This window comes from Sanguibacter sp. HDW7, assembly GCF_011300875.1.
GTDB lineage: Bacteria > Actinomycetota > Actinomycetes > Actinomycetales > Cellulomonadaceae > Flavimobilis.
This window is the reverse complement of record NZ_CP049862.1, coordinates 1,178,202-1,194,171: the sequence shown is the minus strand read 5'-3', so window position 1 is coordinate 1,194,171 and position 15,970 is coordinate 1,178,202. Positions and strand designations below refer to the sequence as shown.

Here is a 15,970-nt window from a genome sequence, read left to right as displayed (position 1 = left end):
CCGGACATCTCCGGGCGACGGCGCCCGGACCGCGCCCTGGGGAGGCCCTCGTGCGTCTCGGCATGCAGCTCGGCTACTGGCCCTCGTCACCACCCGCAGGCGCCGCCGACGCGGTCCGCGCGGCCGACGCCGCCGGCCTCGACTCCGTCTGGACCGCCGAGGCCTACGGCTCCGACGCCCTCACGCCGCTCGCCTGGTGGGGCGCCGCCACGCAGCGCGTCCGGCTCGGCACCGCGATCGCCCAGATGTACGCGCGCACGCCCGCCGCGACCGCCATGGCCGCTCTCACGCTCGACCACCTCTCCGGCGGCCGCTTCGTCCTCGGCCTCGGCGCGTCCGGCCCGCAGGTCGTCGAGGGCTGGTACGGGCAGCCGTACCGGCGCCCGCTCGCACGCACGCGCGAGTACGTACAGATCGTGCGCGACGTCCTGCGGCGCGAGGCACCCGTGACGGCCGACGGCGACTTCTTCCGCCTCCCCCTGCCCGCGCCCGCCGCCCCGCTCGGGCCCGACGCCCCACGCGCCGACCGCGACGCCGAGCCCACCGGCCTCGGCAAGGCCCTGCGCTCGACCGTCCGCCCGCTGCGCGCCGACCTGCCCATCCACCTCGCCGCCGAAGGCCCGCGCAACGTCGCCCTCGCGGGCGAGATCGCCGACGGCTGGCTCCCCGCCTTCTACGCGCCACGGCTCGACGCGTCGCTCAGGGAACCGCTGGATGACGGCCTCGCACGCCGCTCGGGCGCGTTGCGGCCGCGCGAGGAGTTCGAGGTGTGCGCGTCCGTGCCCGTCGTCGTGCGCGGCTCCGTCGCCGAGGCGGCCGACGTCGTCCGGCCCCACCTCGCCCTCTACGTCGGCGGCATGGGCGCACGCGGCGCCAACTTCCACCTCGAGGCCGTCGCCCGGCTCGGCTACCGCGAGGTGTGCGAGGAGATCCAGTCGCTCTACTTCGCCGGACGCGTCGACGAGGCCGCCGCCGCGGTGCCGCTCGAGCTGATCCAGGACGTCGCGCTCGTCGGCACGATCGACGACGTCGCCGCGCGCGTGCGCGACTGGGAGGCGACCGCCGTGACGACGATGCTGCTCCAGGGCGACCCGGCGACGTGGCGGACGCTGCTCGCACCTGGCTCGCCCGTGCTCGCGGCAGCGCGGGGCTGAGCGCGCGAAGAGCCCCAGAGACACCTCTGGCGCCCGTCCCCGTGGGGACGGGCGCCAGAGCGCTCGTGCGTCGCATCACGGTGCCCGGACCGGCGATTGTCATCGTCCCGGTCGTTGAACCGTCCCGAGCTGTTCGGGACCGTCACCGTGCTGCCCTCGGACCGTGGGCTGTTCCGGGCCATCCGACCCGGGCAACCACACGCCGATGCGTCCTGGCTCCACCGTGCGACGCTGACGGTGGGGCTGACGCCCAGCGCGGCAAGCGCACTGCGTCCGGCCCGTGAGGGTGGCGCGCGTGCTGCTCGTCGCTGTCACACGTCTTAACGGCGTGACTCGCAGAACTATTCCAAGTTCGACCCTGTGTCGTCCATCTCTTTTCCGTCGGCATTTCTCGGGAGGTCGCCGAGCGCGGCCGCGAGGGCCGCGACATCGGCGCGCGCGCGCCGCAGGTCGACCCTTCCGCCGGGGTGCATCGGGCAGCCCTCGGCGCGCAGCTCGTCGAGCGCGGCAGTCCGGTGGTGGGCAGGCGGCTCGCCCGCCGCGTTGACGACGCGCCACCACGGCACCGCTCCCCCGGCCTCCCGCAGCGCGGCACCGACCTGGCGCGGACCACCACGTCCGAGCACGCCGCCGACGACGATCGCGACGTCGCCGTACGTCGTCACGCGCCCGGGCGGGACGAGCTCGACGACGTCGAGCACCGACTCGACATACTCCGTGTCCACGGCGCGAGAGTACCGCCGCCGCCCGCGGACGCGCAGGTCACGCACGCCCAAAACCCCTCGCCCTCGGCGGACACGAGTGACACGCTGGGTGCATGAGCATCCCGCACGGTTACCGCACCCAGCAGCTCGACGAGTCCTTCCGCGAGGCCGCGTTCACGCTCGACACGTGGGCGTTCCCGTCGGGCACGTCGCCCGAGGACTGGGCCGAGATCGAGTTCCCCATGGACTGGTCGCGGTTCGTCGGCGTCGTCGAGGACGGGCCCGACCCGGACGCCGTTCCCATCGACGGGGCCGCCCCCGCACGCTCCGACCTCGTCGCGATGTACGGCTCGTACGCGTTCGACCGCTTCCCCGTGCCCGGCGCCGAGACGGCCGTCGGCGGGCTCACGTGGGTCGGCGTCCACCCCCAGCACCGTCGGCGCGGGATCCTGCGCGGGATGATCACCGACCACCTCGACGCGTGCGCCGAGCGCGGCGAGAACGTCTCCGCCCTCTTCGCGGCCGAGGCCGGGATCTACGGCCGCTTCGGCTACGGGCTCGCGTCCCACGACGTGCGGCTCAACATCCCCCGCGGCGCGACGCTGCGCGACGTACCCGGCGCAGGAACGCACACCGTGCGCATCGAGGTCGCCGACGCCGACCGGCACGGCGAGCTCGTCGAGTCCGTCCACCGCGAGGCAGGGCGGCGCCCCCTCGGCGTCGACGGACCCCACGGAGCGCTCCTCAACCGACCCGGCTGGGTCGGGCGCGACGACCCGGCGCTCGCCCGACGCATGCTCCTCGACCCGCCCGCGTGGCGCGACGGCAAGGAGGCCCGGCGCATCGTCATCGTCGAGCGCGACGGCGAGCCGCGCGGCTTCGCGACCTTCCGCCGCTCGAGCGAGTGGACCGACGACGGCCCGCGCGGCACCGTGCACCTCGGCGAGGTCGCGACGCTCGACGCCGCCGCCGCGCACGACCTGTGGGCCGTCCTGCTCGACCTCGACCTCATGGCCAAGGTCTCGACGTTCCTCCTGCCGCCCGACGACGCGATCCTCGGGCTGCTCCTCGACCCGCGCTCCGCCGGCACGAAGCGCGTCGACAACGTGTGGGTGCGGATCGTCGACGTCGCCGGCGCCCTCGCCGCGCGTCGCTACCAGGCTGACGTCGACGTCGTCCTCCACGTGACCGACGAACTGCGGCCAGCGAGCACGGGCTCCTACCGGGTGCGCGCGACCGCGTTCGCCGAGCCCGAGGCGACGCGCACGCACGACGACGCCGACCTCGGACTCGACGTCGCCGCGCTCGGCGCCGCCTACCTCGGCGGTCAGACGCTCGCGGCGCTCGGCCTCGCCGGGCGCGTCACCGAGCTGCGGCCCGGGGCGCTCGCGCTCGCGTCGGGCGCGTTCGGGTGGCCCGTCGCGCCGTCGAGCTCGTTCGTGTTCTGACACCGCCGGCGGCTGCGCACGTCGGGCGTCAGCGCTGGCAGGCGGGGCACCAGAAGAGCGTGCGGCCCGCTGCGTCGCGCACGAGGATCGTCGCGCCGCACACCCGGCACGCGAGGCCGTCGCGGTGGTAGACGTAGAACGACTCCTCGCGGGAGACGACGTCCGGGTCGCCGTCGGTGTTCTGGCGCACGCGCCGCGGGTCCATGCGGCCCTTCTCGTGGCCGAGGCCGCGGTGCTCGGGGCGCGTCGTGACGATGCGGCCCGTCGCGACGCCGTCGCGCATGAGGACGACGAGGTCGTCCCAGATCTCCCGCAGCGTCTCGGCCGGCACCACGTTGCCCGGCGTCTGCGGGTCGAGGCCGGCGCGGAAGAGCGCCTCGGCCCGGAAGATGTTGCCGACGCCCGCGACGACGTCCTGCGCCATGAGCTGCAGGCCGACGGCCGTGCGCGAGCGCCGTACGCGGGCGACGAACCGCTCCGGGTCGGCGTCGGCGCGGATCGGGTCCGGCCCGAGGCGCGCGAGCACGTCGTGCCGCTCGGTATCGGTGATGACCTCGCAGGCCGACGGGCCGGTGAGGTCGGCCACGGCGTGCTCGCCGACGATCCGCACGCGCACCTGCCCGCGGGGCTCGGGCAGGACCCACCCCTCCCGCGAGCTAGTCCCCGCGGCGCGACCTAGTCGCTCTGCGGCACTATCTCGCGACGAGAGGACTAGGTCGGCGGACGGGGGTTCGTCGGCGGACCGGGGGCCGTCGGCGGGCGCGGCGGTGGCAGGCGGGGCGGCGGGCGGCGCCGCCGTCAGCGCATGCTCCTGCTCGCCGATGCGGCGGCGCGGGGCACCGATCGCGTGGGCGACCGTCGTCGAGCCGTCACCTGCGAACGTCCACGAGCCGTAGAGGCCCAGGTGGACGCGCAGCCAGGCGAGATCGGCGTCGGACGTCGTCGTGCCGGGCGTCGTCGCGCCGGGGCCGAAGCCCAGGAACATGTGCTTGCCCCAGGCCTCTGCACGCACGAGCGTGCCGCCGTCGAGCAGCGCCGCCCCCGCCGCGAAGCGGCCCTGCGGGCTGCTCAGCCGCAGCGGCTCGCCTGCGAAGAGCGCGTCGAAGGTCCGCGCGAGGCGGTGGACGGTGTGGCCCTCGGGCACGGCTCAGGCGGCGTGCGTCAGCGCGCGGACTCGTACGCCGCGAGCTGGTCGATGCGACGCTGGTGACGCTCGACGCCCGAGAACGGCTCCGCGAGGAAGGCCTCGACGAACGTCGTCGCCTCCTCGATCGTGTGCTGGCGCTCGCCGATCGCGATGACGTTCGCATCGTTGTGCTGCCGTCCGAGCTTCGCGGTCTCGACGCTCCACGCGAGCGCGGCGCGCACGCCGTCGACCTTGTTCGCGGCGATCTGCTCGCCGTTGCCCGAGCCGCCGATGACGATGCCGAGCGAGCCCGGCTCCGCGACGACGGCCTCGCCCGCGGCGATGCAGAAGGCGGGGTAGTCGTCCTCGGCGTCGTACTCGAACGCACCGTGGTCGACGACGTCGTGACCCTGGGCGGCGAGGTGCGTGAGGAGGTGGGACTTCAGAGCGAAGCCCGCGTGGTCGGAGGCGAGGTGGACGCGCATGGGTCCATCCTGCCGCATCGGCGCGCCCGTCGAGGGGCAGTCCGCCAGGACCGGCGACCCGTCTTCGGACAAAGTTGTCCGATCGTGACATGGCAGGCATGGACCGTCGCCTCGTCGGGCTGCTTGGCTGGTCACGCTCGCCGCCCCGCCGAAGGAGTCACCGTGGACCTCTCCCGCCCCTTGCCCGTCGCTCTGCTCGCGGTGCTCGCCGTCGTCACGGTCGCCGTCCTCGTCGTCGTCGCTCTCGTCGCCCGTCAGCTCACGCGGCGGACCAGGATCGCCGTCGGCGGGACCGCCGCTGTCCTCGCCCTCGGCATCCTCGGCACAGGCTGGTACGCGTGGTCGACAAGTTCGCACCACGACACGATCGACGTCAACGCGCTCGGTCCCGGCTCAGGTCTCACCCTGAACCTCAAGCACGATCGCCTCAGCAAGAGTGGTGACGAGTACGACTTCGCTCTGCTGCGCGGCACCGACGCGGACGACGTCCACGACGCGCTCGTCGCGACAGGCACGCCCGTCGATCCCGTCCCCGGAGGCTGGACGCTCGTCAAGGGGGGCCTGCGCTACTCGGTCGTCATGCGCGACGACGGAACGTGGCACGCCGAGAACAAGACGCTCACCGTCGCCCACGGCAACGACCTCACCTCGATCGCCTTCCCGACGACCGCCGACCTCTACCGCGCCGACGTCGGAACTCCCGTCCGACTGCCCGTTCCTGCAGCCGGCGTCCGCGCCGAGCTCGAGCTGCTCGGCGCGGACGCGGACGGCCCCGACACGCTCGTCGTCCCGACCAACGACGGTCGCACCGCCCGCCTCACCTTCGAGGGCGACCTCATGACGGTCGAGGTCGTCGGGGCGCCCAGGAACTGATCAGCGGACCGTGCCGCGGGACGTCGTGTCGCCGGCACGGACCGCCGCCGCAAGATCGTCGGGAAGGTGCTCGACGGCGACGCAGCAGGGGCAGCACCACCCGAGCGCTCGACGCCACGCGGGAACCGTGCGCACGCGCTCCGCAAGCGCGTCGAGCTCACGATCGGGCACGATGCCCCTCCGTCCGTGCGGGTCGCAGGCCGTCGGCAGCGGGTGTCCCCGACGAGGCCTTTGCTCGTGCCCGTCAGCGAGGATGTCGGTGGCCCGGCATAGGGTGGGCGCATGACGACCGACAACACCGCTGCGCTGCGCTCCGGGATCGACGCGTCGACGTTCGACGCCGACGTCCGACCGCAGGACGACCTCTTCCGCCACGTCAACGGCCGCTGGCTCACGACGTACGAGATCCCCGCCGACCGCGCCCGTGACGGCGCGTTCCGCGAGCTCCACGACCGCGCCGAGGAGCAGGTTCGCGACATCATCCTCGAGGCCGGCGAGCAGGCCGGCGCCGAGGGCGTCGACGCGACGACCGCGAAGATCGGCGCGCTCTACGCGTCGTTCATGGACACCGAGCGCATCGCCGCGCTCGGCACCGCTCCCCTCGCCGCCGACCTCACGCTCCTCGACACGACGGACAAGGTCGCGCTCGCGCGCGGCCTCGGCGAGCTTCAGCGCACCGGCGCCGCCGGCGCGCTCGGCCTCTACGTCGACAACGACGCGCTCGACCCCGAGTCGTACGTCGTCTACCTCTACCAGGCGGGCCTCGGCCTGCCCGACGAGGCCTACTATCGCGAGGAGCAGCACGCCGAGGCGCTCGCCGCGTACGGCCCGCACGTCGCACGCATGCTCACGCTCGGCGGGATCGTCCCCGCCGCGGAGGCCGACGCCGCCGCCGCGCGCGTCGTCGCGCTCGAGACCGCGCTCGCCACCCACCACTGGGACGTCGTCCGCGACCGCGACGCCGAGCTCACGTACAACCCCCTGACGTTCGCGGCGCTCGCCGCGTCCGCGCCGGGCCTCGACTGGGACGCGTGGGCCGCCGGCCTCGGCGCCCCCGCGGGCTCGCTCGACAACGTCGTCATGCGCGAGCCGTCGTTCGCGACCGGGCTCGCCGCCCTCTGGGAGCAGACCGACGTCGCCGACCTGCGCCTGTGGCTCGCCGCCCAGGTCGTCTCGTCCCGCGCCGCCTACCTCACCGACGAGATCGTCGAGGCGAACTTCGACTTCTACGGCCGCACCCTCACGGGCGCCGAGGAGATCCGCGAGCGCTGGAAGCGCGGCGTCTCGATCGTCGAAGGCGCTCTCGGCGAGGCCGTCGGCCAGGTGTACGTCGAGCGGCACTTCCCCGCCGCGCACAAGGAGCACATGGACCGCCTCGTCGGCCACCTCGTCGAGGCCTACCGCGAGTCCATCACCGGTCTCGAGTGGATGGGCGAGGAGACGAAGGTCAAGGCGCTCGCCAAGCTCGACGCCTTCACGCCGAAGATCGGCTACCCCGTCCGGTGGCGCGACTACGCCTCGCTCGAGATCGACGCCGCCGACCTCGTCGGCAACGTCCGCCGCGCGAGCGTCTTCGAGACCGACCGCGAGCTCAGCAAGATCGGCAAGCCCCTCGACCGCGACGAGTGGTTCATGACCCCGCAGACGGTCAACGCCTACTACAACCCCGGCATGAATGAGATCGTGTTCCCCGCCGCGATCCTCCAGCCGCCGTTCTTCGACCCCGAGGCCGAGGACGCCGTGAACTTCGGCGGCATCGGCGGCGTCATCGGCCACGAGATCGGCCACGGCTTCGACGACCAGGGTTCCAAGTACGACGGTTCCGGCCGCCTCGAGGACTGGTGGACCGAGGAGGACCGCAGCAAGTTCGAGGAGCGTACCAAGGCCCTCATCGCCCAGTACGACGCGTTCTCCCCCGCGCAGCTCGGCGACGAGCACACGGTCAACGGCGCCCTGACGATCGGCGAGAACATCGGTGACCTCGGTGGTCTCTCGATCGCTCTCAAGGCCTACCGCATCGCGCTCGGCGGCGACCTCGCGTCCGCCCCCGAGATCGACGGCCTCACCGGCCTGCAGCGCGTGTTCCTCGGCTGGGGCCAGGTGTGGCGCACCAAGGCGCGCGACGCCGAGGCCATCCGCCTGCTCGCGATCGACCCGCACTCGCCGGCCGAGTTCCGCTGCAACGGCATCGTCAGCAACGTCGACGAGTTCTACGAGGCGTTCGACGTCACCGAGGGCGACGCCCTGCACCTCGCCCCCGAGGCGCGCGTGCGCATCTGGTGACACGTCACCCGTGACACGCCCGGTGCCGTAGCGCCGGGAACGCGTCGGGCCCCGCACCCGGAGAGGTGCGGGGCCCGACGCATACCCGCTGCAGAGCTTTCAGTCCGGATCGCCGCGAGCAGGACGCGTCCCGTCGCGGAGCGCGTCAGACGACGCGACCGCCCGCACGCGCGAGCGAGAACCCGCTGCCCGTGACGTCGTCGACGCACGCCATGCCCGACTCCTCGGACGTGCACGTGAACCCGAACGCGCTCGACCGCTGCCCGTAGCCGAGCACGTTGACGTCCGAACCGCCCTTCTTCGGAAGGTCCTTCTTCGGCACGCACGGCACGTCGACCTTGCCCGACGCGTCGACCACGTACACGTAGCCGACCGAACCGTCGCAGCCGTCGACGGGCGCCGGCTTCTGCGCGAGCGACGCGATGCCGCACCGAGCGCCCGCAGCCGTGATGTCGCAGACGATGTTGCCCGAAGGCGTCGCGAAGCGCTGGTCTGTGCCTCCCGGACGGTCGACCGACGTCGTGGGCGCGGAGCTCGTCGTCACGCCCGGCGCGGGCGTCGTCGATGACGCGCCCGGTGCCCGGTCAGGATCGTTGCCACCGCCCAGCAGGATGATCGCAGCGATGACGACGCCGAGGACGAGCACGACGTCGACGACGATGAACGCGATGATTCCGGGCCCGAGCGGTCGCTTCGCCGGAGGACCCACAGGGACGGGGATCGTCATGCGTCCGCCCCCTGGGCCTCCTCCGGCCTCAGCACCGGGCCGGACGTGCGTGTGCGCTTGAGCTCGTAGAAGCCCGGCACCTGCGTCATGAGGACGAGCCCGTCCCACAGGCGCAGCGCATCCTCGCCACGCGGAGCCGGTGTGACGACCGGGCCGAAGTAGCCGACGCCGCCGATCGCGACGACGGGCGTCCCGACCTCGTCGCCCACGAGGTCCAGCGCGCTCTGGTGGGAGGCGCGCAGGGCGTCGTCGACGTCGGTCGTGTCCCAGACGTCGAGCAGGTCCGCGTCGAGCCCCGCGTCGGCGAGCGCCGTCGCGACGACCGCGCGGCGGTCCTTGTCACCGTCGACGTGGAACTTCGTGCCGATCGCCGTGTAGAGCGGGCCGAGGACGTCGTCGCCGTGCCGCAGCGCGGCCGCGACGAGCACCCGGACCGGGCCCCACGAGGCGTCGAGCATCTCGCGGTACTCCGCAGGGAGGTCACGGCCCTCGTTGAGGACGGAGAGGCTCATGACGTGCCAGCGGATCGTGATGCCGCGCAGCTCCCGCACCTCGGTGAGCCAGCGCGAGGTCATCCAGGCCCACGGGCAGGCAGGGTCGAACCACATGTCAGCGACGGTCGTCGCGTTGTCGTCGTGCATGCCCCCACCCTAGTTGCGGGAGACTCCCGTGGCCCGGGGAGTGCGCCCTGCGCGGACACGTCGCCCGACGTCAACGGCTACGCCCGTATTGCGCTGCCTCGATGTCGGACGCTCGTGAAAGGATCGACGACGGGCGTCGAGAGCGCCCGGCATCGACGCCCCGACCGGGCGCCACCGCACTACCGAGGAGCAGCACGTGCCCGGACAGAACCTCACCCGCGCCGAGGCGATCGAGCGCGCGAGCGTCGTGCAGACGCAGTCGTACGACATCACGCTCGACCTCACGACCGGTCCGACGACCTTCGCGTCGACGTCGACCGTCCGCTTCACCGCGACGCCCGGCGCGTCGACCTTCATCGACCTCGTCGCGCCGACCGTCCGCACGGTCACGCTCAACGGTCGTGAGCTCGACCCGGCCGTCGTCTTCGCCGACTCGCGCATCGCGCTCGACGGCCTCGAGGCCGACAACGAGCTCACCGTCGTCGCCGACGGCGCCTACACGAACACGGGCGAGGGCCTCCACCGCTTCGTCGACCCAGTCGACGGCGAGGTCTACCTCTACACGCAGTTCGAGGTCCCCGACTCCCGCCGCGTCTTCGCGGTCTTCGAGCAGCCCGACCTCAAGGCGACGTTCGCGTTCACCGTCACCGCCCCCGAGGCCTGGCAGGTCGTCTCGAACGAGCCGACGCCCGAGCCGACCGTCGCCGGCGGCAGCGCGACCTACGCCTTCCCCGCGACGCCCCGCATCTCGTCGTACATCACCGCGCTCGTCGCCGGCCCGTACGCCGTCATGCGCTCCGAGCTCACGAGTGCCGACGGCCGCACCATTCCTCTCGGCGTCTTCTGCCGCGCCTCTCTCGCCGAGCACATGGACGCCGACTACGTCTTCGACACGACGCGCGCCGGCTTCGAGTTCTTCGAGAAGTCCTTCGAGCAGCCCTACCCCTTCACCAAGTACGACCAGCTCTTCGTGCCCGAGTACAACATGGGCGCCATGGAGAACGCGGGCTGCGTGACCTTCACCGAGTCCTACGTCTTCCGCTCCAAGGTCACCGACGCCATCAAGGAACGTCGCGTCGTCACCATCCTCCACGAGCTCGCCCACATGTGGTTCGGCGACCTCGTGACGATGCGCTGGTGGAACGACCTGTGGCTCAACGAGTCCTTCGCAGAGTGGGCCTCGACGCTCGCGACCGCCGAGGCCACCGAGTGGAAGGGCGCCTGGACGACGTTCGCCGCGATGGAGAAGTCGTGGGCCTACCGCCAGGACCAGCTGCCCTCGACGCACCCGATCGTCGCGGAGATCCGCGACCTCGAGGACGTCCAGGTGAACTTCGACGGCATCACGTACGCCAAGGGCGGCTCGGTGCTCAAGCAGCTCGCCGCGTGGGTCGGCCTCGAGGCGTTCCTCAAGGGTGTCGCCGAGTACTTCCGCAAGCACGCGTGGGGCAACACCGAGCTCAGCGACCTCCTCGTCGAGCTCGAGGCCGCCTCCGGCCGCGACCTCAAGAGCTGGTCGACGCTGTGGCTCGAGACCGCAGGCGTCAACACGCTCCGCCCCGAGATCACGGTCGACGACGCCGGCGTCGTCACGGGCTTCGCGATCCTCCAGTCCGCGCCCGCCGACTACCCGACGATCCGCCCGCACCGCCTCGCCGTCGGCTACTACACGCTCACCGACGACGGCCTCGTGCGCACGCACCGCCTCGAGCTCGACGTCGACGGCGAGCGCACCGAGGTGCCCGAGCTCGTCGGCACGACGCGCCCCGACCTCGTCCTCCTCAACGACGACGACCTCGCGTACGCGAAGATCCGGCTCGACGACGCCTCGCGCGCCGCGGCCATCGAGAACCTCGCGCTCATCTCCGACCCGCTCGCCCGCTCGCTCGTGTGGGGCTCCATCTGGGACGCGACGCGCGACGGCGAGGTGCCCGCGAGCGACTTCGTGCGCCTCGTCCTCAACAACATCGCCGCCGAGACCGAGTCGACGACGATCCGCACGACGCTCAACCAGCTCCTCCTCGCGGCGTCGTCGTACGTCGCTCCCGAGCGGAGCGAGGCGACCCTCGTCGCCGTCGGCGACGGCCTGCTCGCCATGGCGCGCACTGCCGAGGCAGGCTCCGACGCGCAGTTCCAGTTCGTGAAGTTCCTCGCGCAGGTCGCCCGCACGGACGCCCAGCTCGACGCCGTCGCCGCTCTGCGCGACGGCTCCGAGACGCTCGAGGGCCTGACGATCGACACCGACCTGCGCTGGGAGCTGCTCATCGCGCTCGTCGCCGGCGGTCGCGCGACGGCCGCGCAGATCGATGCGGCGCTCGTCGACGACGACACCGCGTCGGGCCGCCAGCAGGCCGCGCACGCCCGTGCCGCCCTGCCGACCGTCGAGGCCAAGGCTGCGGCCTGGGCGTCGATCGTCGACGACGCCGACAAGCCCAACGCGATCATCCGTGCGACGGCTCTCGGCTTCAACCACGTCCTCGACGCCTCGATCCTCGAGTCGTTCATCGCGACGTACCACGACGCGCTCTTCCCGATCTGGGAGTCGCGGACGTACCACATGAGCGAGGAGCTCATCGAGGGTCTCTACCCGGCGCCCCTCGCGAACGAGGCGCTGCGCGCCGCGACGCAGACGTGGCTCGACGCGCACGCCGAGGGCTCCTCGAAGGTCGCACCGCCCGCGCTGCGTCGTTTCGTCGTCGAGGGCCTTGCGGGCATCGAGCGTGCCCTCACCGCCCAGGCGGTCGACGCCCAGGCCTGACGGTCCCCGTCGCCGGAGCGGCCCCGCACCCCACCGGGTGCGGGGCCGCTCCCGTCTCCCCCGTCCCCTCGCACTGTGTTCTCCCCCGTTCCCGACGGATTGACGCGTTCCGCCCGTCGAATGGTCGCGGCGCGTCAATCCGTCGGGAGCATGCGCGTCGGGCAGTCGGGCCGTCGAGCAGTCGGGCCGTTGGGCCGCCGGGGCCGTGGGGCCGTCGGGCACGCCATGGCGTGGGAGGATTCTGCGCGTGGACGACGACACCGGCGGGACGTGCAGCGACCTGCGTCGCACTCCGACGCCGAGGCGCATCCGGATCCTCGGGACGTCGGGGTCCGGCAAGACGACTCTCGCACGGGCCGTCGCCGCTCGGACGGGCCTCGTCCGGATCGAGCTCGACGAGGTTTTCTGGGACGTCGACTGGCAGCAGAAGGATGCCGAGGCCGGCCGCTCCCTGCTCCGTTCACGGCTCGCGGCGGCCGAGTCCGGGCCGGGCTGGGTCGTCGACGGCAGCTGGCAGTCGAAGGTCCTCGACCTCCTCGACGGCGCCGAGACGATCGTCTGCCTCGACCTGCCCCGACGGACCGTCACTCGACGCGTCGTCACGCGGACGCTCGCGCGCGGACTCACCCGCCGCCCGCTGTGGCACGGCAACCGCGAGTCGCTCACCAACCTCGTGAGGCGTCGGCCCGAGGACAACATCGTCCTGTGGTCGTGGCAGACCTGGGCGGGGAACCGTCGTCGGTGGGACGAGCTCGAGGCCGCGGGCGCCCCCGTCGTCCGGCTCCGCTCCCCACGCGAGGTCCGCACCTGGCTCGCATCGCTCCCCCGTGCTCTCGAGGTCCCCACGGATTGACGCATTCCTCCCGCCGAACGGTCGGAGAGCGTCAATACGTCAGTTCGGTGCACTCGTCCCCCGACGGATTGACTGAGCACCACCATCGAATGGTCGGAGTGCGTCAATCCGTCAGGAGGTGAGGGCCGCTCGCGTGGGTCCGATAGCCGATCGGACCACTTCATCCGTCCAGATCCGCTATCGAGGACTGCACCCAGGACCACCCCCAGCGCTCGATAGCCGATCCGTGCACCTCACGTGTCGGGATCCGCTATCGAGGAGCGCGCCCCTGAGCTCGGTGACCGATCCAGGCACGTGAGGTGGCTCGGTAGCCGATCCGTGCACCTCACGTGACGGGATCCGCTATCGAGGAGCGCGCCCCTGAGCTCGATGACCGATCCAGGCACGCGTGGTGGCTCGATAGTCGATCGGTGCACCTCACGTGGCTCGATCGGCTATCGAATCACTCGGGCAGCACCCCCAAATGGCTCGATCGGCTATCGAGCCACTTGGGGGGTGCGGCCTGGGGTACAGATTGATGGAATCCACCCGTTGAACGGTCTGAGGGCGTCGATCCGTCGGGCGAGGAGGGTGGCGCGAGGACGGTAGCGCACGGAGTGCAGGACGGCCCGCCTCCTCGGGAGGAGACGGGCCGTCGGACAGCGCTGCGATGGGGTCAGCGCTGGTTCATCGCCGCCGCGAGCGACCGCAGGCGGGGGTTCGTCACGAGGTCGTCGAGCAGGACGGTCACACCGTTGGGGTCGCCCAGCGGGATCTTCCAGTTGGGGTACTCCTGGTCCGTGCCCGGCTGGTTCTGCGCCCGACGCTCACCGACCGCGTCCGCGAGCGACACCCCGAGGATCTTCGACGGCGTGAGCTTGATGAGACGGTGCAGCGCCTCGACGAGCTCACGCTCCGACGGGTCGTCGCCGAGCAGACCGCGCGCAGCGAGCAGACGCACCATGTCGTCACGCTCGGCGCGCGCCTCGTTGCGCACCTCCTGGACCGGAGCCTGGAGCAGACCGAGGCTCTCGCGAAGCTCGACGTGCTCACCGGCGAGGTAGCCAGCCGTGGGCGGAAGGTCGTGCGTCGTCACGGACGTGAGGCTCATCGCGCGGTAGTGCTCGGGCGCGAGCGGACGACCGTCGTGGTCCTTCTCGAACCAGAGGATCGACGTGCCGAGGATGCCGCGCTCCGTGAGGTAGTCGCGCACCCAGCCCTCGAAGGTGCCGAGGTCCTCGCCGATGACGACGGCGCCCGCACGCTGCGCCTCGAGGCACAGGATGCCGATGATCGCGTCGTGGTCGTAACGGACGTACGCGCCCTCCTTGGCGCCCGAGCCCGCCGGGATCCACCACAGGCGGAAGAGCCCGATGACGTGGTCGATGCGGATCGCGCCCGCATGACGCAGGACCGTGCGGAGCATCTCGCGGTACGGCTGGTAGCCGACGCGCGCGAGGCCCTTGGGGTGCCACGGGGGCTGCGACCAGTCCTGGCCCTGCTGGTTGTACATGTCCGGCGGGGCACCGACCGACGCGGCCGTCGCGAGCGCGTGGCGAAGCGACCAGGCGTCGGAGCCCTCGGGGTGCACGCCGACCGCGAGGTCGTGCATGATGCCGAGCGACATGCCGCCCGCCTTCGCGGCGGCCTGCGCGGCCGCGAGCTGGGAGTCGGCGACCCACTGGAGCCACACGAAGAAGTCGACGCGGTCGGCTAGCTCGATGCGCAGCTCCGCGACCTCGGGGCTCGCGTGGTCCCACAGCTCGTCGGGCCACGCGCCCGTCGGGTGAAGCTCCTTGATCGCGCACCACAGCGCGAAGTCCTCGAGTCCCTTGCCCTCGCGGTCGCGGAAGTCCGCGAGCTGCGCCTCGCGGATCGCGGTGCGCGGCGCGGAGAAGATCACCTCGAGCGCGGAGCGCTTGTGCGTCCACGCGGCGTCGCGGTCGATGGGGCCGGAGGACGCGTTGAGCGTCTGCGCCTCCTCGGCGGCCCACTCGACGAGCGAGCGGTCGGCGGCGGTGAGGTAGGCGGCCTCCTCGACGGCCTCGGGCCGCACGTAGAGGGGGTTGACGAAGCGACGCGTCACCGGCAGGTACGGGGACGGTGTCATAGGGGCGGACGGCTCCCCCGCGTGCACGGGGTTGATGAGCATGAAGTTCGCGCCGAGGTCACGGCCCGCGAACCACGACGTCTCGGCGAGGTCGGCGAAGTCACCGACGCCCCACGAGCGCGAGGACCGCACCGAGTACATCTGCGACATGAGACCCCACACGCGACCGTGCTCGAGGTCGTTCGGCAGGTGGAGGCGCTGCGGCGTGACGATGAGGGTCGCGACGTGCTCGCCGTCGTCCGCACGCGAGCGCAGCGTGTGCCAGCCGAGCGGGAGGTCGCTGGGGATCTCGAAGGACGCGCGGCCGACCATGCGGCCGTCTACGCGGCGGGGCGCGTCCCAGTTGTCGACCTGGCGGGCCTCGCGGCGACCGCCGCCGGCCTCGGGGTCGACGTCGATCCACACCGACACGGAGGTGCCGTCGGGGACGTGGACGGGGATCGTCACGGCCTGACCCTCGCGGGCGACGACCGTCGGCGGCAGCGGCTCGCGCCACGCGTCGTCCTCGACGTGCAGAAGCGCGAGCTCGACGCGCGTCGGCGTCGACGCGTCGATGCCGAGCGCACCGAGCACCTTGACGAGCGTCTCGGCGGCGACGTGCCGCTCCGTGCCGTCGAAGGCCCAGTACTCGGTCCCGACGCCGCACGCGCTCGCAAGGCGAAGGAGAGACTCTGATCGTTCAGCGTTGTCCACGGGTCAATCCTTGCAGAGGTTCGGACGCGCGAGGCGACCAGACGGCCCATTCCGCCTGGAAAGTTTCTGCAATCTTACGGCGTCGGTGATCCTCCGCGCGACCACCTGCACGCGGACGCACCGATGAACCCGTCAC

13 protein-coding genes are annotated in these 15,970 nt (G+C 72.3%); 6 read left to right on the top strand and 7 right to left on the bottom strand.

Going from position 1 to position 15,970, the window contains the following annotated elements:
* Nucleotides 1–50: 50 nt before the first annotated feature.
* Nucleotides 51–1,154, top strand: a complete 1,104-nt coding sequence (locus tag G7063_RS05610; protein WP_166413523.1) for an LLM class F420-dependent oxidoreductase — start codon at nt 51–53, stop codon at nt 1,152–1,154.
* 341 nt (nt 1,155–1,495) lie between these two features.
* Here G7063_RS05610 and G7063_RS05605 read toward each other — a convergent pair whose 3' ends face one another.
* On the bottom strand, nt 1,496–1,879 hold the full coding sequence (locus G7063_RS05605; RefSeq protein ID WP_166413522.1) for an MGMT family protein: 384 nt from the start codon (nt 1,877–1,879) through the stop codon (nt 1,496–1,498).
* A gap of 92 nt (nt 1,880–1,971) precedes the next feature.
* Between G7063_RS05605 and G7063_RS05600 the strand changes: the two genes are divergently transcribed.
* The gene (locus G7063_RS05600; RefSeq protein WP_166413521.1) at nt 1,972–3,306 is read left to right on the top strand and encodes a GNAT family N-acetyltransferase; all 1,335 of its coding nucleotides are present in this window, start codon (nt 1,972–1,974) and stop codon (nt 3,304–3,306) included.
* A gap of 28 nt (nt 3,307–3,334) precedes the next feature.
* On the opposite strand, the gene G7063_RS05595 is transcribed toward G7063_RS05600, so the two are convergent.
* Both G7063_RS05595 and G7063_RS05590 read right to left on the bottom strand, forming a co-directional pair.
* Nucleotides 3,335–4,450: an Fpg/Nei family DNA glycosylase gene (locus tag G7063_RS05595; protein WP_166413520.1), complete on the bottom strand. Its 1,116-nt coding sequence runs from the start codon at nt 4,448–4,450 to the stop codon at nt 3,335–3,337.
* A 17-nt stretch (nt 4,451–4,467) separates the two neighbouring features.
* Nucleotides 4,468–4,917, bottom strand: a complete 450-nt coding sequence (locus tag G7063_RS05590; RefSeq protein WP_166413519.1) for a ribose-5-phosphate isomerase — start codon at nt 4,915–4,917, stop codon at nt 4,468–4,470.
* A gap of 162 nt (nt 4,918–5,079) precedes the next feature.
* Here G7063_RS05590 and G7063_RS05585 point away from each other — a divergent pair, with 162 nt between their 5' ends.
* Entirely contained in the window at nt 5,080–5,790 is a 711-nt protein-coding gene (locus G7063_RS05585) for a hypothetical protein (protein ID WP_166413518.1), read from the top strand.
* Here the strand turns inward: G7063_RS05585 and G7063_RS05580 are convergent, their stop codons facing one another.
* Entirely contained in the window at nt 5,791–5,961 is a 171-nt protein-coding gene (locus G7063_RS05580) for a hypothetical protein (RefSeq protein WP_166413517.1), read from the bottom strand.
* A 111-nt stretch (nt 5,962–6,072) separates the two neighbouring features.
* On the opposite strand from G7063_RS05580, the gene G7063_RS05575 reads away from it, so the two are divergent.
* Entirely contained in the window at nt 6,073–8,073 is a 2,001-nt protein-coding gene (locus G7063_RS05575; protein ID WP_166413516.1) for a M13 family metallopeptidase, read from the top strand.
* A 145-nt stretch (nt 8,074–8,218) separates the two neighbouring features.
* Here the strand turns inward: G7063_RS05575 and G7063_RS05570 are convergent, their stop codons facing one another.
* Both G7063_RS05570 and G7063_RS05565 read right to left on the bottom strand, forming a co-directional pair.
* Complete coding sequence (locus G7063_RS05570) at nt 8,219–8,800, bottom strand: hypothetical protein (RefSeq protein ID WP_166413515.1); 582 nt, start codon at nt 8,798–8,800, stop codon at nt 8,219–8,221.
* Entirely contained in the window at nt 8,797–9,441 is a 645-nt protein-coding gene (locus tag G7063_RS05565; protein ID WP_166413514.1) for a DsbA family protein, read from the bottom strand. Before G7063_RS05565 ends, G7063_RS05570 begins: the two co-directional genes overlap by 4 nt.
* Before the next feature lie 196 nt (nt 9,442–9,637).
* Between G7063_RS05565 and pepN the strand changes: the two genes are divergently transcribed.
* Together pepN and G7063_RS05555 are read left to right on the top strand one after the other, a co-directional pair.
* Nucleotides 9,638–12,199, top strand: coding sequence for an aminopeptidase N (gene pepN / locus G7063_RS05560; protein ID WP_166413513.1), 2,562 nt, complete (start codon nt 9,638–9,640; stop codon nt 12,197–12,199).
* Between the two features lie 247 nt (nt 12,200–12,446).
* The gene (locus G7063_RS05555) at nt 12,447–13,052 is read left to right on the top strand and encodes a toxin (protein WP_240916198.1); all 606 of its coding nucleotides are present in this window, start codon (nt 12,447–12,449) and stop codon (nt 13,050–13,052) included.
* A gap of 655 nt (nt 13,053–13,707) precedes the next feature.
* Here G7063_RS05555 and malQ read toward each other — a convergent pair.
* The gene (gene malQ / locus G7063_RS05550) at nt 13,708–15,834 is read right to left on the bottom strand and encodes a 4-alpha-glucanotransferase (RefSeq protein ID WP_166413512.1); all 2,127 of its coding nucleotides are present in this window, start codon (nt 15,832–15,834) and stop codon (nt 13,708–13,710) included.
* Nucleotides 15,835–15,970 lie beyond the last annotated feature (136 nt).